Here is a 20,806-nt window from a genome sequence, read left to right as displayed (position 1 = left end):
CGGATATCAGGATACCCTGATTATCTCGCGGCCTTGATCAACCTGTCTACTGCGGACCCGTCTTCGCGCATCGCATCCAGTTCGGTGGCCGTGGTCTCGACGGCCCGCTTGATCTGCTCTTCGGTGTGATCGCTGGTGATGAAGAACCGGATCCGCGCCGATTTTTCCGGAACAGCCGGGAAAATGATCGGCAGTGCGTTGATTCCCTTTGCGAGCAAACGGTTGGAAAGCGTTGCGGCACCGGCGGAATCCCCGACGATGACCGGCACCACCGCATACCCTGCGCTCGGTCCGGTGTTCAATCCGGCAGCCTTGGCCAGTTTCAGGAACAGGGCTCCGTTTTCCTGCAACCGCTGGACCCGCTCAGGTTCCTTTTCAAGCAACTCGGCGGATGCAATGGCCGCTCCGGCGAGGGCGGCGGACAGGCCAACGGAAAACACGAACCCGGGCGCGGAAACTTTCAGGTAATCGCACAGCACCTTGGAACCGGCGATGTAGCCACCGCAGGAGGAAAAGGTCTTGCTGAGCGTCCCCATCCAGATCTCGACTTCCTTAGGGTCAACGCCGAAATGTTCGGAGATCCCCCGGCCGGTCTTTCCGAGCACGCCAATCGAATGCGCTTCGTCCACCATCAGCCAGGCATCGTAGGACTGCTTGAGCTTCACGATCCGTTTCAGATCGGGGAAGTCTCCGTCCATGGAGTACAATCCCTCGACCACGACGAGCACCTTGTCGAACTTGTGCCGGTGGTCGGCCAGCATCTTTTCAAGCGCATCCAGATCGTCATGCGGGAAGTTCATCCGGGTGGCGCCTGACAACCTGACACCTTCGGCGATCGAGTTGTGCACGAAGGCGTCCGTCAGCACCAGGTCACCCTTGTGCATCAGATGCCCAATGCTGGTCACGTTGGTCGCGTGACCGGAGACCATCACAATGGACGACTCCACGCCGTGAATGCGGGCCAGGGCTGCTTCCAGCTCGGCGTGAAACGGACGTTCGCCCGCAACGATCCGGCTTGCGGACACGCTGGTCCCATACTGGTCCACGAAGGCTTTCGCCGCCGCATTGATCTGCGGATGCCCGTTCAGGCCCAGATAGTTATAGGACGCAAAGTTGTCGTAGTCGCGGCCGTCGATCACGCTCGTCCCTGCCGCCAGTCCGTCATGCGGCCGGAAGAACGGGTTTTCGATGCCCATCATGTCCGCAGCAGCGCGGTGCATCTGCAACTGCTTGACCTGGGGCAATTCCTTGAAGTCGTAGACCTTGCGCTTGGGCGCTGCCACTGTGGCGGGGGTCGAAGAAGCCCGTCCGCGTGCGGAGCGCCGGTTGGCCTTCAAGCTGTCCATCAGCTTGGCGCGATCATTTGCGCCCATTCCCGATATTCCTTTATTGGTCGCCGGTTACAGGAACGATCCGAGTTCCCGGCTCTTGTTTTCGACTTCCGCGGCAACGTCGGAAAGATTATCTGTGTCCGATCGGGCGTCATCCGTGTGCAGGCTCGCCAGTTGTTGCGCATCGTCGGACATGCCCGAGGCATTTTCCTCGCCGAGTACGCGGTTGGCAACACGGCTTGACAGATCGATCAGGGTCGCGCCATTTGCCAGCGACATGAGCGGAATGTCGATTCCGAGTTGACGCTCCGCGCTCATGCGCAGTTCCAGCGCCATCAGGGAGTCCATCCCGATGTCCGACAGGGGTTTGTGCGGATCAATCTCTTCGGGAGAGATTCTCAGGATCTTGCCGATTTCCGCTGCCAGAAGCTTGGCAACCGTCTGCGCCGCTGTCACCTGGTCCATGCCGTCCAACATGGCTGCGAGATCGATCGCACCTTCCGCTCCGGCTTCGTCCTCGTCGCCGAGACCAAGAAGACTTACCAGCGGAGTGCCGACAAGGGCAAGGTCCTTGCGGGCTGCCTGCCAGTCGATCCGGGCAAATCCGAGTGCCGCATCCCGTGCTTCGCCGTCATTGGGCAGCGCCATCAGGGCCATCAGGCCGTCCAGCGCTTCCTTCGCGGTCAAGGCATGCCGGCCGAGCTTGCGGGACAGCATTTCGTTGACGTCTTCGTTGCGTGCGAGATAACCGGCGTCGGAGATCGCCCCCCAGGCCACTGAAAGCCCCGGCCGTCCGTCGGCCCGCCGCTTGCGCGCCAGTCCTTCCAGATAACCGTTCGCAGCAACGTAGTTCGCCTGACCAGGATTGCCGACAAGAGTGGTCGCGGACGAATACAGGACAAAATGATCAAGCGGATCGTCGCCTGTCAGTCTGTCCAGCAGCTCCGCGCCGCGCACTTTCGGCGCCAGCACCCGTGTCAGCCCGTCATGATCCATGTTGGCGATCAGAACGTCGTTGAGGACCATGGCGGTGTGGAACACACCCTTGAGCGGCTTTCCGGTCGAACGGATATCGGCCAGAGCCTTCTTGATCGCCGCCTCGTCGGTGATGTCGCAGGCATAGCCTTTGACCGTAACACCGCGATTTGCGAGTTGGCTGACGACCGCCCGGGCCTCGTCGCTGTCGTCACCACGGCGGCTGAGGACCGCAAGAGACTTGGCGCCGTGATCGGCAAGCCGGTTCAGCAATGCGGCGCCGAAGCCACCGAAACCGCCGGCAACCAGATAGACCGCATCGCCGTCGAAGGAGATTTCGCGGGCCGCCGGCACACTTTCGGGGACATCCGGCGGACGGATCACGATCTTGCCGATATGCCCGGCCTGTTGCATCAACCGGAAGGCGTCGACAACGTCGGGTGCTTCGAAAACACGGTGCGGCAGAGGGCGCAATATGCCGTCCTCGAACAATTCGACCAGCTTGACGAAAAGATCCACCGCGAGCTGCGGCTGGCGGGTCAGCAACTGGTCCGCGTCAATGCCGAAGTAGGTCAGATTCTGACGGAACGGCCGCAGGCCTATACGGGTGTTGCCGTAATAGTCGCGCTTGCCGAGTTCGAGGAAGCGGCCGAACGGCTTCAGAACATCGATACTGCGTTCCATGGCTTCGCCGAACAGCGAGTTCAGCACCACGTCCACGCCTTCGCCGCCTGTTTCTTCCATCACGGCGTCGACAAAGGCGAGGCTGCGCGAATCCAGCACAACATCCGCGCCAAGCAGTTTCAGCGTGTTGCGCTTGTCTTCGGACCCGGCAGTCGCGATGATCCGGGCGCCGCGCCATTTGGCGATCTGGAGGGCGGCCAGACCGACGCCGCCCGCACCGCCGTGGACAAGAACGGTCTCACCTTCCGAAAGCGCCGCAAGATGCACGAGTGCATAGTAGGCGGTCAGGAAGGTCACCGGAATGGTGGCAGCTTCTTCCGCCGAGACAGTGCTCGGCATCGGTGCACACCCGCTCTCGTCGACCGTGACGTGGGTGGCGAAACAGGCCGGAGCGAAGGTGATCACCTTGTCGCCCGTCTTGAAACGGGAGACGTCCGGTCCGGTTCCAACCACATGGCCGCAGCATTCCATGCCGAGCGTCGGCCCCGCGAACCCGTCTTCGAGCGCTTCTTCCGGCAGCAGTCCAAGCGCCCACATGACATCGCGGAAGTTCAGGCCGCTGGCCTCAACCGCAATTTCAACTTCCTTCCCGGCAAGCGGCTTGCGCTCGACGGCCTTCCAGGCAAGCTGGTCAAGGGAGCCCTGGCGCAGGATATCGAGCTGCATTGCAGGGTTCGCACCGTCGGGAAGAACCGCATCGGACAAGACGCCGCCCTTGAGCAGACGGATGCCTGAGCGTGTCTTGCTGTCGAGAACGATTTCACGTTCGCCGTTCGTCACCAGGATTTCGTCGGCAACGCGCGCTGCCGCGATTCCGGGCTCCAGGTCCGGGGATACGTCGATCAGCTTCAGCGTCGCATCCGGGTACTCGTTCATCACGACGCGGCCGAATGCCCAGATGCCGGCCTGATCCGGCGCGGGAGCCGCGCCGCCCGCGATGTCCTGAGCGCCGGCAGGGGCAATCAGCGAGACTTCGCCGCTTTCGCCGCCAAGCGCTTTCAGGATGGATATCAGGCTGTAGGCGCGTGTGTCGACGCAGGCAAGGGCGTCCCCCTGGGTCGCATAGGCACCAAGAAGGTGAACCACGCGACCGTCATGTGCGCTCAGCAGGCCCTTCAGAGCCGCGTCGTCTGTTTCGGTCAGCTTGTCCGCTTCCAGCGCGGCGCTCCAGATGTCATCTCCGAGCTGTTCGGTGACATTTCCCGGAACGAGCAGGGTTGCACGATGTCCGGTGCGCTCGAGACAGGACTTGAGCCCTTCGGCCAGGCGGTGTGCAGGTCCTTCGGAATCGGTGAGCAAAAGATACGCTTTTTGCGCTTCTTCAGCCTCTTCCGCCGCGGCGCCGTCCACTGCCTGCGGCTCGCTTTTGTCTTCGGCCGCACGGGCGCTGATGAGGTCGGCTTCCACAAGACTGCTGTTCAGCGGAAGGCTCTCAACGGACCTCAGACCGGCGGTCTCCAGCACACGAGTCCAGTCGGACTGCTGCCTTGAAATCGGGAACTCGGAACTCGCGCTGCCGTCCCACCAGTCCGCTCCGATCCCCATGATCAGGTCGGTGAGCGGGTTCGGCAGCGGCTCCGCACCCAGCACGAGGCCACCTGGTGCCAGGGCGTGCGAGAACCGCTTCAGGGTGTCCGCATCCATGTCGGCAAGAGAAGTGTCGAACAGGATCAGGTCGAAATGTCTTTCGAAGGCGAATTCGGATTCCGTCGGATCGACGAATTGCGTGGCCGAACTGCCTTGCCAAAGACGTTCTCCGCGGCTGACGGCCGCTGGTGACGCATCGGTAACCGAAAGCGCCATGTAGGTCGGATCAAGCGACGCATCAATCGTCGCGGCAAGACCGCCACTTGCCCCGACAAGCAGCACACGCAGGGCCTGGTCGGTCGGCCATTCGGCGACGATCTTTCCGGCAAAGGCATGAAGCGCGGCGGACAATTCCCGCTTTCCGGGCGACGAGGCACGGTAGGCTTCAAAGAGGCTCGAAGCGTACTCCTTGGCCGCGGCATCCAGCAGACCGGTTTTCAGAATTTCGGTCAGACCTGTCCACAGCCGTGCAAGCAGAGCGGCTTCCGCGATGTGTTCGCCGCCGCCGTCCGTCAATGCTTGAAGCAGTTCCGAGGCGGACGGATTTTCTGAAGGATCGCTCAGGAGGTAGCCGTTTTCGGTTTCCTCGCTCATGCCGCTTTCAGCAAGCCAGCTCAGCAGTCCGGCAGCCAGTGGCACCGCGGTCTCGTGCAGGTCGCCCGCGTCCCGCAGACCCTGCAGGAACACAGGGCCGGCCCCGTAAAGGTCATGGAGGGTCTGATGCGCGATGGTCAGCCCGAGCGCTTCCATGAGGACCCGGCTGTCATCAAGCTCCTGATCCTGCGATCCTGCCAGTTCAAGCTTTCGCGCCAGCGCCGCAAGACCCTGAAAGCTGCCTTGAAGCGGCGAAACCCTGTCTCTTGCCGGCAGGACGGTTGCGATCTGGCGATAGATCAGATCGTCCGGCCTTGTGTCCTGGCCCAGCGAGACGGCCCTGAAACGGGCTTTTGTCAGGCGCGCGATGGCCTGTCCGTTGCTGTCGAGGAATTCGAAACTCGCCTCGATCGAACGGGGTGAGGCCTTGGTGACATCGATGCGAACGGAGGCCGGATGTGCTTCGGGCGCAAGCAGACGCAGCGCACCGATGCGGATCGGCAGGAACGACGTGTTCTGCGGCACGTTCTCGACACCGTCGAGCAGGGCGAACAGTCCGTGGAAACCGGCATCGACAAGGGTCGGACACAGGGCAAAGGGCAGGTCTTGCAAACTGTCGTCCTGGGCGAGAAGCGCAACCGTTGCCCGGGTGTTCGAATGTTTGACGACCTTTTCGGCCCGACGGAATGAAGGCCCGTAGTTGAGGCCGAAACTTCTGGTGAGTTCATAAAGCGTGTCGTGATCGAGTTCGGCAACGAACTCCGCACTTTCCCGCAGCCAGGGAGACCGCGACGTGGTCGACGGTGTCATGAACGATCCACGGGCGTTCAGCGACCAGTCGCTGTCGGAAAGCCGCGGCCGGGTCAGAACCTCGATGACGCGGTCGTCCGGCGAAATCCGGACCTGCGTTTCCCAGACTTCGTCGCCTTCGATCACCAGCGGCCGCAGGATATCGAAATCGCGCAACTCGATCTGGTCGCCGCGGGACCAGCGCAAGGCGGCCCTCAGGCACATCTCGATATAACCGGCAGCCGGAAAGACGACGCTCTCCTCGACCTTGTGGTCCTGCAGGAAGGGCAGCGAGCCACTGTCGATATGGTTGAACCATTCGGCCACATCCTGGCGCAGCCGGTAACCCAGAAGCGGCCACGTCTGGCCGAACATGAAATCGACCCGTTCCTGGCTGTTTTCCGGCCGGAACTCGACGTTCTGCCAGGGATAGGAGGGCAGGGAGGCCAGCCGCGCGGGTTTCACGCCGACAAACCGGTCAAGATCCGTTTTCCCGCCGCTGGCGAGGATCGAAGCTGCAATCCTGTCAAGCGGATTGCCGGAAGTGCTCTGCGCTTTCTTGGACGGTTCCTTGAGTGTTTCCAGGAACTTGGCGTTCTTGCCCTTCGCGCGCAAGACATCGTTCACATAGGTGCCGAGAACAGGTTTGGGACCGATCTCGACCAGAACGGTGAACTCGTCGGCGGACATGTTTTCGATTGCCGCGGCGAACCTCACCGGTTGGCGCACGTTGCGCCACCAGTAATCGGCGGTCACGCTGACGTTGTTCTCGCCGGGGGTAACCGTCGAATAGAACGGCAATGCAGGTTTCGCCGGATCGAGGCCGTCGAGAGCTGCCAGAAGCGGCGCCTCGATCAGATCCACGAGCGCACTGTGGTACGGGTAGGCGAGATTCAGACGGCGCATCGCCCATTTGTTCTTGCGCGCGAATTTCGCGAACGCGTCAAGGCTCTCGCTGTCACCGGAAATGGTGACGCTGCGCGGGCTGTTGTCGGCGGCAAGTTCAAGCCGCGGCAGGCCGCTCTCCTCGATCGCTGCGACCGCCTGCTCGGCAGGCAGGAGCAACGCCGCCATGGAGCCGAGATCCCGAACGACTTCCTGCTCGCTGGAGCGGGCGCGAATGACACGCACGGCTTCATCCAGATCGAGGGCGCCGGAGCACCAGGCTGCGGCGACTTCGCCCACCGAATGGCCTGTGGTTCCGGCCGCGGTGATGCCGCGGCTGCGAAGCGAGTCCACAATGCCCACCTGGATCGCGAACAGCAGGGGCTGTGCGATTTCGGAGCGTTCCAGATCCGATTCCAGGTCCTCTGCGAACAGCGTGGTCACGAGTGACCAGCCGCTGAGGCCCATGAAGATCTTGTCGACCTTGTCGAAGGCCCGGCGGAACTCGATGTCGGCCTGGTAGGCCTCCTGGCCCATCCCGGCCCATTGCGAGCCGTTGCCGGAAAAGACAAACCCGACCTTGGCGTCCGGCCTGATGACGCTGCCTGAAACGGCGTCCTGCTGGTCGTCGTCTTCGTTTGCAAACGAACGCAGCGCCGCGAGTTTTTCCTCTTTGGACTTGCCGAGCACCACAAGGCGTTCCGAGAGCAGGTCCCTGCCGTGAACGCTGGACGCGATCACGTTGCCCGCTGCGGCGTCGTCTTCTGTTCCATCGAGCAGGTCCGCATAGCCGGCCGCGAGTTTTTTCAAGGCCTCTGCGGATCTGGCCGTCAGGACCAGAGGCGCTTCAACCGGTGCATCGGAGGAAACGGCCGGAAGCGGATCCGGGTCCCCGATGATGGCATGGGCATTGGTGCCGCCGAAACCGAACGAGTTGACACCCGCGAGACGCCTTGTCTCGCTGGGTTTCAGTTCAACCGCGTCGCCGGCCACCTTCAGGTTCAGGTCCTCGAAGGGGATGTCCGGGTTCGGGGTCAGGAAATGGAGCGATTTCGGAAACAGGTTTTCGCGCAGCGCCATGACCGATTTCAGCAGACCGACAAGACCCGAAGCCGGCTCCAGATGGCCGATGTTGGTCTTGACCGACCCGATCGGAAGCGCGTCGGTGCGTTTCTGGCCGATGACACGCCCGAGGGCATCTGCTTCCGCAGGATCGCCGACACGCGTACCGGTGCCATGCGCCTCGATAAAGGCGAGGCTCGACGGATTGATCTCCAGGCCTTCGTACATCTCGCGCAGAAGGTCGGCCTGCGCATAGGGAGACGGCAGGGACAGGCCGACGGTCCGGCCATCGGCGTTGATGCCGGTCGCAAGCAGTTTTCCGTGGCTTTTCGTGCCCTCGGGCAGGCCCGCACGGGCCGCGCGCAAAACAACGACCGCGCCGCCTTCGGAACGGACATAACCGTCGCCATTGGCATCAAACGCCTGACACAGACCCGTGGGCGACAACATGGTTGCCCGGGAGAAGCCGACAAAGGCGAAAGGGCTGAGAAGAAGGCTTACGCCGCAGACGATGGCCGTGTCGATCTGGCCGCTTTCGATGGCCGAAACGGCCTCATGCAGAGCCACGATCGATGACGAACACGCGGTGTCGACCGTGAAACTGGGGCCGCGCAGGTCATAGATGTAGGAGATTCGGTTTGAGACGATCGACAGGGTGTTGCCCGTCATGAATTGCATGTCCGCCATCGCCGGGTCGACGAGGAACCGGTGATGGTAATCCAGCGAGGAGGCGCCGACATAAACACCCGTCGACGATCCGGCCAGATCGCTCGGACGGATGTTGGCGTGTTCGAGCGCTTCCCACACAAGCTGCAACAACAGGCGCTGCTGCGGATCCATCTGAATGGCTTCACGTGGCGAAATGCCGAAAAAGGCCGGGTCGAACCCCCAGACATCATCCAGTTGGCCGGCGGCCCAGGTGTATGTCTTGCCCGAGGTGCTCTGGCCGGGATTCTTGAACCGGGCAAGCGGCCAGCGATCATTGGAAACGGATGTGACTGCACAGTCGCCGTTTTTCAGCAGCGACCAGAATTCATCACTATCGTTGGCTCCGGGGAGCCGCGTAGAATAACCAAGAATATCGATGTTTGAAGTGAGCGACGCCACAGAACAACCTGTTTTTATTTGTTGAGAACGGACAAGTTATTGAGTTACCTCGAGGAAGCCTAAAATTCCAGAATGCTCATTTCAATGCTCTCCCTCAAAGTCTACTCAAACCAGGAAAGCTCATCCTGAATATGTCAGATACGAGCTTATCCCATGGCCAAGACGGTTTCCACCTGAATGAAAACCACCGAGACCGGCAACCTTTATCCTAAGCTTAATAGCTGTGAAAGGCACTAAGCGCAAAAAACGCAGATCTTCCTCGCGTTATCACTAACTGCTTCAATGAATGCGAAGAAAGTGAGGCTGCAGTTGCGAATAATAAAAAAAACGCCCCGCTGCACGGCGAGGCGTTTTGCGCGATTTGACGAGGGTCACACATTGCTGTCTGGAAAAGACGCCTTGCGTTCGCTCATGTATGCCTGCAATGCCTCGTCAATACCCGGATCGAGTTCCGGTCCGGTATAGGCCCTCAGCTGCTCTTTCCAGCGGCCGTTGGCGCGCCGGGCCGCGTCCAGTTCCCCGTCGGCGAGCCATTGTTCATAGGAATTGTTGTCTGCGATCGAAGACCGGTAGAACGCGCTTTCGAAGTTTCGTTGCGTGTGGGCCGCGCCAAGGAAATGGCCGCCCGGGCCAACTTCCTGAAGCGCATCCATTGCCAGGGATTCGTCGGAGAGATCGATCCCCTTGGCAAGCACATGCATCATGCCGAGCTGGTCGGCGTCCATGACGAATTTCTCGTAGGACGAACACAGGCCGCCCTCCAGCCAGCCGGCTGCATGGAGACAGAAATTCACGCCGGACTGGACAGTCGCGAGGATCGTCTGCGCCGATTCCTGCGCCGATTGGCCGTCCGGAACCTTCGAAGCGGTGAAGGAACCGCCGGACCGGAACGGCAGGTTGAGACGGCGGGCCAGTTTTGCCGCGCCGTTCAGGAGCAGGGAACCTTCCGGGCTGCCGAAGGTGGGGGCGCCGGACTGCATGGAAATCGAGCTGACAAACGCGCCGAACACAACGGGTGCGCCCGGTCGAATCAACTGGGTCAAAGCACAGCCGGCCATTGCTTCGGCCAGAATCTGGGACAGCGTTCCCGAAACGGTCACCGGGCTCATGGCGCCGGCGAGGATGAAGGGCGAAACGATACAGGCCTGGTTGTGGCGGGCATAGACCTTCAGGGCGCCGAGCATCGTGGCGTCGAACACCAGCGGCGAGTTGGCGTTGATCAGCTGGATCATGACGCAGTTCTGATCGACAAAACCCTCGCCGAAGGTGATCTGAGCCATCTTCACGGAATCCTCGGCCCGTTCCGGTGCCGTGACCGAGCCCATGAACGGCTTGTCCGAATACTTGATATGGGAATAGACCATATCGAAATGGCGCTTGTTCACCGGCAGATCGACCGGTTCGCATACCGTTCCGCCCGAGTGATGCATCCAGGGCGACATGTAGGCCAGTTTCACGAAATTCCGGAAATCGTCGATCGTGCCGTAGCGCCGGCCCTGATCGAGATCGGTGACGAACGGGGGACCGTAAACGGGTGCGAAAACAAGGTTGTTGCCGCCGATTTCCACATTGCGCGCCGAATTGCGGGCGTGCTGCGTGAATTGGCGCGGCGCGGTTTTCAGGATCTCGCGCAGCATGCCCTTCGGAAATCGGACCCGCTCCCCGTCAATCTCGGCGCCCGCGGCCTTCCAGATGGCGATGACTTCGGGATCTTCGCGAAACTCCAGTCCGATTTCTGCCAGGATCCGGTCGGCATTCGTCTCTATCCGTTCAGCGCCTTCGTCGCTCAGGATCTCGTAGTTCGGGATATTGCGGGAAATATAGGGAACGGCCTGACCGGCAGGGCCAGCTTGCCGGCGTTCGCGGCGGGCATTTCGTCCTCGACGGCCAGTAAGGGCGGCGTCTGACATTCTTTGGCTCCCAGGATGCGTTTTGTTACGCATAGTCTTGATCAGGCGGTCGGGCCGCCCGGCTCCAGATCCGTCGCGCAATGCCGTAAATGCGTCATGGGGCTTTGTTGCTCCATTTTGTCCCGAAAGTCCATTGACTTCGCGGCCTTGAAAGCCTTAGAGCCGCCCGGGGATCCGCACATGCGCTCCCGGTGCGCTGCTTCTGGAACGAGAGAGCCGCTCCGGGGCCGCAGTTCTCACAGGGACGCTCCTATTGGAAGTACCTGCGGGGTCTGCAATGGCAGAAAGACACCCGGCGGCGGGATCAGGAACGACAAACAAGACGAAAGGCGACCCGATGTCCAAGCTGGAAGACCTTCTGGCCAGAAAAGGCGCTCTTCTTGCCGATGGCGCGACCGGGACCAACCTGTTCGAGATGGGTCTCGTGTCCGGCGATGCACCGGAACTGTGGAACACGGATGAGCCGGACAAGATCCGGGCTCTGCACACGTCCTTCGTCGACGCCGGATCCGATATCATTCTGACCAACACGTTCGGCTGTAACCGGCACCGGCTGAAATTGCACAATGCGCAGAACCGGGTGCGGGAACTGAACATTGCCGGCGTGGCCCTGGCAAGGGATGCCGCCGGCACCACGGAACGCGATGTGCTCATCGGCGGCTCCATCGGTCCGACCGGCGAGCTGTTCCAGCCGCTGGGCGCCCTGAGCTACGAGGAGGCCGTTGCCGCATTCCGGGAACAGATCGAGGGGCTCGTGGAAGGCGGCGCCGATATTCTCTGGGTCGAGACGATGTCGGCGGTGGAGGAAATGAAGGCCGCTGCCGAAGCCGCACGGGACTTCGACCTGCCGCTGGTGATCACCGCCAGTTTCGATACCGCGGGCAAGACCATGATGGGCCTGTCGCCAAAGGGACTGGGAGATCTTCAGGCGCAGTTCGCCTGCACACCGGTGGCCATCGGCTCCAATTGCGGTGTCGGGGCCTCCGACCTCCTGGCGGCGATCATGGACATCACGGACGCCTACCCGGACGCGGTCGTCGTCGCCAAGGCCAATTGCGGCATCCCGCAGATCCGGGGCGACGAGGTCGTCTACACCGGCACACCGGAGCTGATGGCAAACTACGCCCACATGGCCCTGAATGCGGGGGCGCGGGTCATCGGCGGCTGTTGCGGCACCTCGCCGGTCCATCTTGCGGCCATGCGCGCGGCCCTGGACGAACACTCTGCTGGACAGCGTCCGACACTGGAAGACGTGATCGCGGAAATCGGGCCACTGGTGTCCCCGCCGAACACGGCGGCGGATGCCGCGCGTGCCGAAGCTGCCGGTTCTGCCGGAGGCCGCCGCCGCGGGCGCCGGCGCGGCTGACGCCGGAAGGAAACGGGCACGGTGACGGGCGGCCCTTGACCCGAAGCCTCAGCAGGGGCCGGGCGAGACCTTGCCGAAACTTTGATCCGTTGCGCGCAGCGAAGCCGACACGATCCCCATCGGTTGGTAGGGAGGCGCGCTCTGCATGCCCAGATTTGTCATGTGGACGGTGTAGCATCCTGTGAAGACCGTGGTGGTCCCGTCCGTTTTCCGGGCGGCGATTGCCACGGGCAAGGCCCAGTGTATCTGGCCGGCGCCGGGATCCGGTGCCGTCTCTCCGAATCTGACCTTGACGGAGCCGGTGTCCGCGTAGCCCTTTACCCATGTATCGAAACTCTTGGGCGCCGAGCCTTCCTGAAAATAGCTGTAAGCTTGCGCATAGAAGCGGTTGCTGATCGCGTAATAGTAGCTTTGGACCAGTTTCTGGGGCGTGGACCGGTCGTCGAGATAGCTCCAGTCGTCCGCACGGGCCTGGGGCACCGCCTGTGCCACAATTGTCAGCAAGGCGCAAAAACCCGCGGCACCGAAGAATTTCAAGACGCTCATGTATCAAGTCCCGGTTGGTGTGATCGGCATCGTCAGGGTCCGACAGCTCAGCGGTCTCCGCAAGGTGAAACTTTCGTGACCATAACGAATGTTTATCGCTTTTGAGATCCGGCATGATAGGCAGGCGCGCAATTTGGAGCCTTGGGCAAGGCGCGCGCCGGCGGGGGAGGAGCACTTGCGCATTTTCGGTTTGATCCTGATCGCACTGGCGGGCCTTGTGCCGCTTTACTGGTTCGTGCCATTGGCCGGTTCACGGGATGCCGGCGCTCTCTTCAGCCAGTATATCGGCTCCCTGGCACTCATCCTCATGGGGATCAACCAGTTCCTTGCGACCCGCGCACCCGGGCTGGAGACGGTATTCGGGCCCCTTGACCGCATCTACGTGCTGCACAAGTGGCTGGGTGTTGTTGCGATGGTCTGCCTCGGCCTGCATGACATCATCGACGCTGAAATGAACGGATTGCGGGGCGGCCCCCTGGCCGGTATCGCCGAGGATCTCGGCGAGATCAGCCTGTACGGCCTGCTGATTCTTGTGCTGGCGTCGGTGATCACCTTCATTCCCTATCACTTGTGGAAGTGGAGCCACCGGCTGATCGGCATCTTCTTCTTTTTGGGGGTGTTTCATTTCTTCTTTATCGAAAAGCCGTTTTCGAGTTTTGATCCGCTCGGGCTTTACATCTGTGCCTTTTGCCTGCTCGGCATCGTCAGCTATGTCTGGATGTCGGTGTTCCGTCCGATGGCGCCGCGCGGCCACAGATACACAGTGGCAACGGTCCGTCATCTCGGCGGCCTGACGGAAGTGACCCTCAATCCGAAGGGCAGGGGACTGCGGCACAAGCCGGGTCAGTTCGCCTTCCTTTCGGTCGGGGGAAGCGGCCTGTCGGAAGAGCACCCGTTCACCTTGAGCGGCGCGCCGCGTGACGACGGGGCTCTGCGCTTTTCGATCAAGGATCTGGGTGACTACACCCGCCATCTGCGCCGTGAACTGAGTGAGGGGATGGAGGCCACCGTCACAGGGCCATACGGCCGGTTCTCGATGCCAGCCGGAAGGGATCCGCAGGTCTGGGTCGGCGCCGGTGTCGGTGTCACGCCGTTCCTGGCGTTCGCGGAAAGCCTGAAGGCAAAGCAGACCGGGCCGGTCAAGCTCTACTACTGCGTTCGCGAACGCGACGACATCCCCTATGCGGTCGAACTGGAACGGGCCGCCGAAGAAGCCGGCAATCTCGAACTGGTCATCGTCAACTCCGATGAGGGCGTTCGCCTGACGCCCGAGCGCATCGCCGCCGATCTTGGCGGCGATCTTTCCCGGGCCCATGTCTTTTTCTGCGGTCCGTCCGCCATGCGCAAGACGCTGAAGAGCGGACTGGTTTTCAAGGGGCTGCGCGCAAGCCGGTTTCATTTCGAAGAGTTCGAGATGCGCACCGGAATCGGCCTTGCCACGCTGTCCGCCTGGTTGTGGGACAGAAGCATCTACACCATCGAGAAACGCCGGGAGGCCAGGAAGCAGGCCGCGGAATAAGCTGTCGTGCGGAAGGGTCCACTTGCATTCCACCCGTTCTGACCTTTACGTAAGAAAGGTCGAGAAGTTGACTGTATAAGAACGCAGTAGGGAGGTGGCGATGCAGCCAGTGATGACGGATGGCGAAGTCATGGAGATGCTGGACCGGGAGTTTCCGCAGATCCATGCGGGCGGCCGGGTCTATTCGATTGACAGTGTCTCGCCCGGTGAGGCTGTCGTGCGCCTGTCGGCCAACGAGCTTCATCTGCGTCCCGGCGGCACCGTTTCCGGGCCGTCCATGATGGCGCTTGCCGATCTGGCTGCCTATGTGGTCATTCTCGCTCATATCGGCCCGGTCGCACTGGCCGTGACCACCAGTTTCAACATCAACTTCCTGCGCAAGCCCGAGCCGGGCGACCTGCTGGCCACCTGCCGCTTGCTGAAGCTCGGCAAACGTCTGGCTGTGGTGGACTGTGCCATTGCGGGGGAGGGACAGGAGAAACTGGTGGCGCACGCGACGGCGACTTACTCGGTGCCGCCGCGCCAGTGAACCGGAAAATCCGGATGAATGTTGTGGTATCATGATACCGTTTTTTCAAGTTATTGATTTTATTGACAATTTTCAGGAGATTGCGCAAAGAATGTAATTGACGGCAATTTCCTGCCGGCGTATAAGCTGCCTCGAACGAATTTCGGGTCCGTTCGCTGGCTTCCCTTGAAGCTGCGCGGACCCTTTCTTTAACCGACCAGTATGGATCAGACTCATGAAGACCTTCTCTGCCAAGCCGGCTGAGGTCGAGAAAAAGTGGATCTTGATTGACGCAGAAGGCATGGTTGTCGGCCGTCTCGCCGCATTCATCGCCAATCACCTGCGCGGCAAGCATCTGCCGATTTTCACGCCTCACATCGATACCGGTGACAATGTCATCGTCATCAATGCCGACAAAGTCGTGTTCACCGGCCGCAAGTACGACAACAAGAAGTACTACTGGCACACCGGTCATCCGGGCGGCATCAAGGAACGCACCGCACGGGGCATCCTGGAAGGCCGCTTTCCGGAGCGTGTTCTGGAAAAGGCTGTTCAGCGCATGATGCCGGGCGGTCCGCTGTCCAACAAGCAGCTGAAGAACCTCAAGGTTTACGCTGGTCCGACCCACCCGCATGAAGCTCAGTCGCCGGAACTCGTCGACGTGAAGGGCCTGAATGCAAAGAATGACGGCAAGAGGGCATAACCATGGCTGAGCTGCAATCCCTGGAAGAACTGGGCGGCGCGGTCGACACCGCAGCCCCCGAAGCCCCGGTCCATGTCCAGAAGTTGGACGCACAGGGCCGTGCATACGCAACCGGCAAGCGTAAGGACGCGATCGCACGCGTCTGGATCAAGCCCGGTACCGGCAAGATCATGATCAACAAGCGGGACTATACCGAGTATTTCGCTCGTCCGGTCCTTCAGATGATCCTTCAGCAGCCGATCATGCTCGCCGACCGTTCCGGCCAGTACGACGTTGTTGCGACCGTGAGCGGTGGCGGTCTGTCCGGTCAGGCCGGCGCGGTGCGTCATGGCCTGTCCAAGGCACTGACCCTTTATGAGCCGGATCTGCGTCCGGTTCTGAAGAAAAACGGCTTCCTGACCCGTGACAGCCGTGTTGTCGAGCGTAAGAAGTTCGGCCGTGCAAAAGCACGCAAGAGCTTCCAGTTCTCCAAGCGTTAATCGCTGGACGGACAGGTTGTGTAAATCAGGAACCCGCCGGAGCGATCCGGCGGGTTTTTTGTGTCCGGGGCGGCGGACGCATTGGAGGTGTGTTTCGCCCACACGCTCCGGGTAGACGTGCCGGCAGGGATGGAAAGGTCAAGGACAAGGCAATTCAGGCAATGATTTCAGCCTGTGGCCGGCACGATGGCCAGAAGCGGCTCTGCCGCGCTCGGCCGGGAACAATTGTAGTGCAAGCCGGTTCTCTCGATCAATTCCGAACGGATGGCTGAAGGGGCCGTTCCGGACCCGCCGCAGGAAACTGCCGGCGGCACGCATCGGGCAACAATCGGCTTGCAATTGTCGCGGGACCGGTCCATTTCCGCGTGAAGACTTGGAACCGGACCTGACATCGGCCGACATGAACGACGCCAAATTCCTATCCGGCAGCCTGTTCCGGCATGTCACCGTGATGTCGCTGACCGCGTCGGTCGGCCTGATGGCGGTTTTCGCCGTCGACTTTGTCGACATGATCTTCATTTCAATCCTCGGCAAGGCGGAACTGGCAGCGGCGGTCGGCTACGCCGGCGCGATCCTGTTCTTCACCACGTCCTTCAACATCGGCGTCGCCATTGCCGCTGGGGCACTGGTCGCGCGCGCTCTCGGGGCCGGTGACAGGGAGAAAGCCCGGCAGCAGGCTTCCAATGTCCTGACCTCGGGTGTGATCTTCTGTGGCCTGTTCGCCCTGCTGGTGTGGCTGTCGCTGGACGACATGGTGGCGTTGGTCGGTGCGAGCGGCCGGACCCAAGACCTTGCGGTTCACTATCTGTCGATCATCGTGCCGACACTGCCGCTGCTTTTGCTCGGCATGGCCGGCGGTGCGGTCCTCAGAGCCCATGGGGATGCCAGACGGGCCATGCTCGCCACCATAGCCGGTGGCTTGGTCAATGCGGTTCTGGATCCGATTTTGATCTTCGGCCTGGATCTTGAACTGACCGGGGCCGCCCTTGCCAGCGCGGCCTCCCGCGTGGCCATCGCCTTTTTCGCGCTTGCGCCGATATTCCGGTTTCACGGTGGGCTCAGCATGCCACTGCCACTCAAGCTGTTGAGGGACCTGCCGTCCTTCGCCGCCATCGCCTTTCCCGCGATCCTTACCCAGCTCGCAACGCCGGTCGGGCAGGCTTGGGTCACCCGTTCGATGTCGGAGTTCGGCGAGGACGCGGTTGCCGGCATGGCGGTCATCGCCCGTATGACCCCGCTTGCCTTCGCCGCCGTCTTCGCCTTGTCGGGCGCGGTCGGGCCGATCGTCGGACAGAACTATGGCGCCGGACTGTTTGACAGGGTTCGCGGCACCCTGCGCGAATCGTTGCTGTTCACCGCCCTTGTCGTCGGCTTTGCCGCTTTTGTCCTGTTCCTGTTGCGCGCGCACATCGCCGCGCTGTTCGATGCCGATGGTTTGGACCTGACATTGATCTATCTTTTCTGCGGACCGTTGGCGCTGGCCTATTTCTTCAACGGCATGCTGTTTGTCTCGAACGCCTTCTTCAACAATCTGGGGCGGCCGTTCTATTCAACCTGGATGAACTGGGGCCGGCACACGCTCGGCACGATTCCGTTCGCCTGGGCCGGTGGCCTGATTTACGGCGCACCGGGCGTCCTGATCGGCCAGGCGGCCGGCGGGATCGTCTTCGGTCTGGCCGCGATCCTGTTGGTCCGGTTCGTGATCCGCGATGTCGAACAGCATCACGAGGTCTCCAAAGGACCGGGCCTGTTCCAGCGTCAGGCGCGCCAGGTGGTTCTGTTCTTTTCCAGAAGGTGACCGGTCCTGGCTGTGTGCGCGGCAAGTTTTTGCAGCTGGCGCAATGCCTTGACGGCCGCAATATCCGTCATCGGCGGCGATGAGGCCGCGCCGAAATCGCCGGTGAAATAGGTCCACGCGAACAGGACCGGATCGGTCGAGCTCAACCAACTGGGCATTTGCGTGACCCGTTTTTCCGCCAGAACCTGTCCGCTATCGATATCCAGAAGATAACCATAGAGCGTGACAGAAGGGCGGATGAACAGCGGTATCCAGGTGTCGCTCGTGTTGAGTGATGCAAGAAATCCATAGCGCAGGTCGGTGATTGCCAGATGCAGGAGCTGGTCCCCGGGCTTCCGTTCCGTATCGGGTGCAAACAGCGACAAACCGAGTGCCTGCGCAAAATAGCTCCGCAGCTGGTCCTCATCGGGTTCTGCTTGAACGGGGGTGCCGAAATAATGACAAAAGGAACTGATGATGTTCCAGCCGAGATGCATCTGGACATCGCCGAGAAAAACGGTCGGCGGTTTCTTTCGGCGGAACAGCCAGTTCAGTATCGACATTTGCCACTGCCATAAGTTGGATATTTGGCTGCCGAACCAAGCCGGCCAAAAAAGCTATCTAATTTGCCCCAATAGTCCGGTGTCGGGCTCTCAATTCGACGAGCATGTCAAAGAAGCGCTTCCTGCTTAAGAGATTTGAGAAGCTTAACGGCCGCTACTTCAATCATCGGCAAGCTCGGAACAGTCCGCCCGAAAATTGATCGTTTGGCGCTAAAGGTCTCGGTTACCTGGTTTTCAGCGAGAACATGTCCCGTAGAGGCTCTTGTCAGTCTTCCGTCAAGGGAGATGGAAACCGATTGAGCATCGAACAGGTAAAGAATAAGACCGACGGTGACCCCGGTATCGGAGCCGTACAACATATCAGTGCCGGTCTCGTTATTGATGCTAGTAATGGTGAAACTAAAGACCACTGTGCCGGGATGAGGCTCGCTTTCTTTGGTGTTAAAAATAGGGAGACCAAAGAGTCTCGAGAAATACTCATCCATCTTTTCCTGATTGCTTCGTTCCCGATGCTTCGTTCGAAATAACCCTAGAAAATTATAGCGCAAATCGGAGCGCAATTTCGTGTCGACAAGACCGATCTGAATGTTCGGGAGTTCCGCACAAGGTTTGATCGATGGAATTTTCACGAGCGTTCCTGTTTCAATGCATCCAAGATGTAGGTACTTCTCTCGAGTCTTAAAGAGTGTCCACACTTGAATAGCCTTTGCCGAGCTTTGTCTTTCTCCGCTTTCCGCTGATGCGGATCAGCTGCTGAAATTTCTCACATTCCATGTGGCTGGGCGCCGGACAGTCCGCCACGTGGCGGATCATGTCGCGCAAGCCGGAAAGCCGTTCGATCTGCCGGTCGAGATCATCCGCCTTCAGATGCAGTCCTGCCCGCGAGAGCGCAGGAAGGCCGTCGGCGCCGAACATGTCCCGGATCTCATCCAGAGAAAACCCCGCATCCCTGCCAAGCGAGATCAGGGCGAGCTGATCCAGAACGCCGGCACCGAACAGGCGTTTCAGCCCGCGCCGGCCAAGCGAGGTGATCAGGCCCTTTTCCTCATAGTGCCGGATGGCGGAGGCGGCCACGCCCGTTTGCTTGGAAACTTCGGAAATATCCAGTAATTTCATCTCTTGACCTCAAGTCGACTTGAATTGGTAGGCTGCTCCCGTGTCGTCAAAAAGGCAAGGGAATAAAGGTGTCATCAGTTCATAGCGCTCAACAAGGGCGTCCACTCTGGCTGGAAACGGCGGCGATCGCATTGCTGTTGACGGCAACTCTCAAGATCATGGCGAACGCCACCATAAGTCCGGCGTTGCCGGGGTTGCAGGCCAGTTTCCCGGACACGCCGCAAGCCGCATCCCTGACCAGGTTTCTGGTTGCTGCGCCGTCACTGTCAGTCGTCCTGATCGCACCGCTTGCCGGGATCTTCGTGGACCGGTTCGGGCGATCACCCCTGCTGATGGCGGGGGTTGCGCTGTTTGCCCTGAGCGGCACCGCCGGGGCCTTTCTGCCTGGCCTCTATTCCATCCTGGCCAGCCGTCTGGCGCTCGGTGTTGCCGTCGCGCTGATCATGACCGCCCAGGCTGCATTGGTGGGCGACCTGTTCGAAGGGCCGCGCCGGAACGCCTTCATGGGGCTGCAGACTGCGGCGATCAATTTCAGCGGCTTTGTTTACATTGCCCTGGCGGGCTGGCTCGCGGGCCTGTCGCCGCGCCTGCCATTCCTGATCTATGCGCTCGCACTGCTTCTGTTGCCCCTGTTGCTGCCGGTTCTGCGCCAGGAGCAGCTGCGCGGCCGGCCCTGTACCCGGGATCGTCCGCAGGGGTCTACCGGCCGGCGCAATGACTGGCTTGGGCCGGCCTTGTCGATAGGACTGCTGGGAACGGCGACGGTTGCGATCTTCTTTCTGATGCCGAGCCAACTGCCGTTTTATCTCGATGAGAACGACCTGGACGGGGCCGCCGGCACGGCATTCGGCCTGGGGGCACTGACGCTCACCGGCGGCTGCATCGCCATGATGTTTCGGCGGATCAGCGCATTTCTGGGACTGGCTGCGACGTTTCTCCTCGGCTTCACGGTTATGGGCGCCGGTTTCGCAACTCTGGCCATGAATGCGGCCTGGTCGTTCATTCTGGCAGGGGCCGCTCTGGTGGGCGCCGGATATGCCCTGGTGCAGCCGGCGCTCCTGCTGCTTGCTCTGGAAAAGGCGCCCGTGGACAGACGCGGAAGCGTCCTGGGGATCGTTACCACGGCGATCTTCCTTGGACAGGTGGTTTCGCCGCTGGCACTCACGCCGCTTATCCGCAGCGCCGGCTATGATGCGGTTTTCCTCGGAGCCGCGTGTGTTCTCCTCGTGATGGGTGTGTCCGCCACCGGTCTTCTGAAATTCCGCGGCTCCCGGGCCTTGCGGTCTGGAACTTGACCATCCGGTC

General features: G+C 61.0%; 14 protein-coding genes. 7 read left to right on the top strand and 7 right to left on the bottom strand.

The genetic code is table 11. The features are described 5' to 3' along the window. Window positions 1-20 precede the first annotated feature (20 nt). From AC0VX3_RS16745 to AC0VX3_RS16735, 3 genes are all read right to left on the bottom strand, one after another. On the bottom strand, window positions 21-1,373 hold the full coding sequence (locus AC0VX3_RS16745) for an aminotransferase class I/II-fold pyridoxal phosphate-dependent enzyme (RefSeq protein ID WP_475521462.1): 1,353 nt from the start codon (window positions 1,371-1,373) through the stop codon (window positions 21-23). A gap of 27 nt (window positions 1,374-1,400) precedes the next feature. Continuing rightward, window positions 1,401-9,014: an SDR family NAD(P)-dependent oxidoreductase gene (locus AC0VX3_RS16740; RefSeq protein WP_475521461.1), complete on the bottom strand. Its 7,614-nt coding sequence runs from the start codon at window positions 9,012-9,014 to the stop codon at window positions 1,401-1,403. 371 nt (window positions 9,015-9,385) lie between these two features. Beyond that, a complete protein-coding gene (locus AC0VX3_RS16735; protein WP_475521460.1) occupies window positions 9,386-10,924 on the bottom strand; it encodes a trimethylamine methyltransferase family protein in 1,539 nt (512 codons plus the stop codon). Window positions 10,925-11,261: 337 nt separating this feature from the next. On the opposite strand from AC0VX3_RS16735, the gene bmt reads away from it, so the two are divergent. Next, the gene (gene bmt, locus AC0VX3_RS16730; RefSeq protein WP_475521459.1) at window positions 11,262-12,290 is read left to right on the top strand and encodes a betaine--homocysteine S-methyltransferase; all 1,029 of its coding nucleotides are present in this window, start codon (window positions 11,262-11,264) and stop codon (window positions 12,288-12,290) included. A gap of 48 nt (window positions 12,291-12,338) precedes the next feature. Here bmt and AC0VX3_RS16725 read toward each other — a convergent pair whose 3' ends face one another. After that, window positions 12,339-12,836 carry a hypothetical protein gene (locus AC0VX3_RS16725; RefSeq protein ID WP_475521458.1) on the bottom strand — a complete coding sequence of 166 codons (498 nt, stop codon included), beginning with the start codon at window positions 12,834-12,836 and terminating at the stop codon, window positions 12,339-12,341. Window positions 12,837-13,011: 175 nt separating this feature from the next. On the opposite strand from AC0VX3_RS16725, the gene AC0VX3_RS16720 reads away from it, so the two are divergent. From AC0VX3_RS16720 to AC0VX3_RS16700, 5 genes are all read left to right on the top strand, one after another. Next, a complete protein-coding gene (locus AC0VX3_RS16720; protein WP_475521457.1) occupies window positions 13,012-14,355 on the top strand; it encodes a ferredoxin reductase family protein in 1,344 nt (447 codons plus the stop codon). A 94-nt stretch (window positions 14,356-14,449) separates the two neighbouring features. Further along, on the top strand, window positions 14,450-14,884 hold the full coding sequence (locus AC0VX3_RS16715) for a PaaI family thioesterase (RefSeq protein ID WP_475521456.1): 435 nt from the start codon (window positions 14,450-14,452) through the stop codon (window positions 14,882-14,884). 214 nt (window positions 14,885-15,098) lie between these two features. Continuing rightward, window positions 15,099-15,566, top strand: coding sequence for a 50S ribosomal protein L13 (gene rplM, locus AC0VX3_RS16710; RefSeq protein WP_342895879.1), 468 nt, complete (start codon window positions 15,099-15,101; stop codon window positions 15,564-15,566). A gap of 2 nt (window positions 15,567-15,568) precedes the next feature. Further along, window positions 15,569-16,045: a 30S ribosomal protein S9 gene (rpsI, locus tag AC0VX3_RS16705; protein ID WP_475521455.1), complete on the top strand. Its 477-nt coding sequence runs from the start codon at window positions 15,569-15,571 to the stop codon at window positions 16,043-16,045. A gap of 400 nt (window positions 16,046-16,445) precedes the next feature. After that, on the top strand, window positions 16,446-17,843 hold the full coding sequence (locus AC0VX3_RS16700; protein WP_475521454.1) for an MATE family efflux transporter: 1,398 nt from the start codon (window positions 16,446-16,448) through the stop codon (window positions 17,841-17,843). On the opposite strand, the gene AC0VX3_RS16695 is transcribed toward AC0VX3_RS16700, so the two are convergent. From AC0VX3_RS16695 to AC0VX3_RS16685, 3 genes are all read right to left on the bottom strand, one after another. Beyond that, on the bottom strand, window positions 17,804-18,385 hold the full coding sequence (locus AC0VX3_RS16695; RefSeq protein WP_475521453.1) for a hypothetical protein: 582 nt from the start codon (window positions 18,383-18,385) through the stop codon (window positions 17,804-17,806). The two genes, AC0VX3_RS16700 and AC0VX3_RS16695, sit on opposite strands and share 40 nt — an antisense overlap. A 107-nt stretch (window positions 18,386-18,492) precedes the next feature. Further along, window positions 18,493-19,014, bottom strand: a complete 522-nt coding sequence (locus AC0VX3_RS16690) for a hypothetical protein (protein ID WP_475521452.1) — start codon at window positions 19,012-19,014, stop codon at window positions 18,493-18,495. A gap of 49 nt (window positions 19,015-19,063) precedes the next feature. Continuing rightward, window positions 19,064-19,501, bottom strand: coding sequence for a helix-turn-helix domain-containing protein (locus AC0VX3_RS16685; RefSeq protein WP_475521451.1), 438 nt, complete (start codon window positions 19,499-19,501; stop codon window positions 19,064-19,066). A gap of 68 nt (window positions 19,502-19,569) precedes the next feature. Here AC0VX3_RS16685 and AC0VX3_RS16680 point away from each other — a divergent pair, with 68 nt between their 5' ends. Next, a complete protein-coding gene (locus AC0VX3_RS16680; protein WP_475521450.1) occupies window positions 19,570-20,796 on the top strand; it encodes an MFS transporter in 1,227 nt (408 codons plus the stop codon). Window positions 20,797-20,806: the final 10 nt, after the last annotated feature.

The organism is Roseibium sp. QJM3NY_11, assembly GCF_056173175.1.
Note: the sequence above shows the minus strand (reverse complement) of the source record. Positions and strands in the feature narration are given on the sequence as shown.

Coding starts and splice junctions, on each gene's coding strand:
- AC0VX3_RS16745 (WP_475521462.1), bottom strand. CDS start 1,373: ATGGGCGCAAATGATCGCGCCAAGCTGATGGACAGCTTGAAGGCCAAC.
- AC0VX3_RS16735 (WP_475521460.1), bottom strand. CDS start 10,924: ATGTCAGACGCCGCCCTTACTGGCCGTCGAGGACGAAATGCCCGCCGC.
- bmt (WP_475521459.1), top strand. CDS start 11,262: ATGTCCAAGCTGGAAGACCTTCTGGCCAGAAAAGGCGCTCTTCTTGCC.
- AC0VX3_RS16725 (WP_475521458.1), bottom strand. CDS start 12,836: ATGAGCGTCTTGAAATTCTTCGGTGCCGCGGGTTTTTGCGCCTTGCTG.
- rplM (WP_342895879.1), top strand. CDS start 15,099: ATGAAGACCTTCTCTGCCAAGCCGGCTGAGGTCGAGAAAAAGTGGATC.
- rpsI (WP_475521455.1), top strand. CDS start 15,569: ATGGCTGAGCTGCAATCCCTGGAAGAACTGGGCGGCGCGGTCGACACC.
- AC0VX3_RS16700 (WP_475521454.1), top strand. CDS start 16,446: ATGAACGACGCCAAATTCCTATCCGGCAGCCTGTTCCGGCATGTCACC.
- AC0VX3_RS16695 (WP_475521453.1), bottom strand. CDS start 18,385: ATGTCGATACTGAACTGGCTGTTCCGCCGAAAGAAACCGCCGACCGTT.
- AC0VX3_RS16685 (WP_475521451.1), bottom strand. CDS start 19,501: ATGAAATTACTGGATATTTCCGAAGTTTCCAAGCAAACGGGCGTGGCC.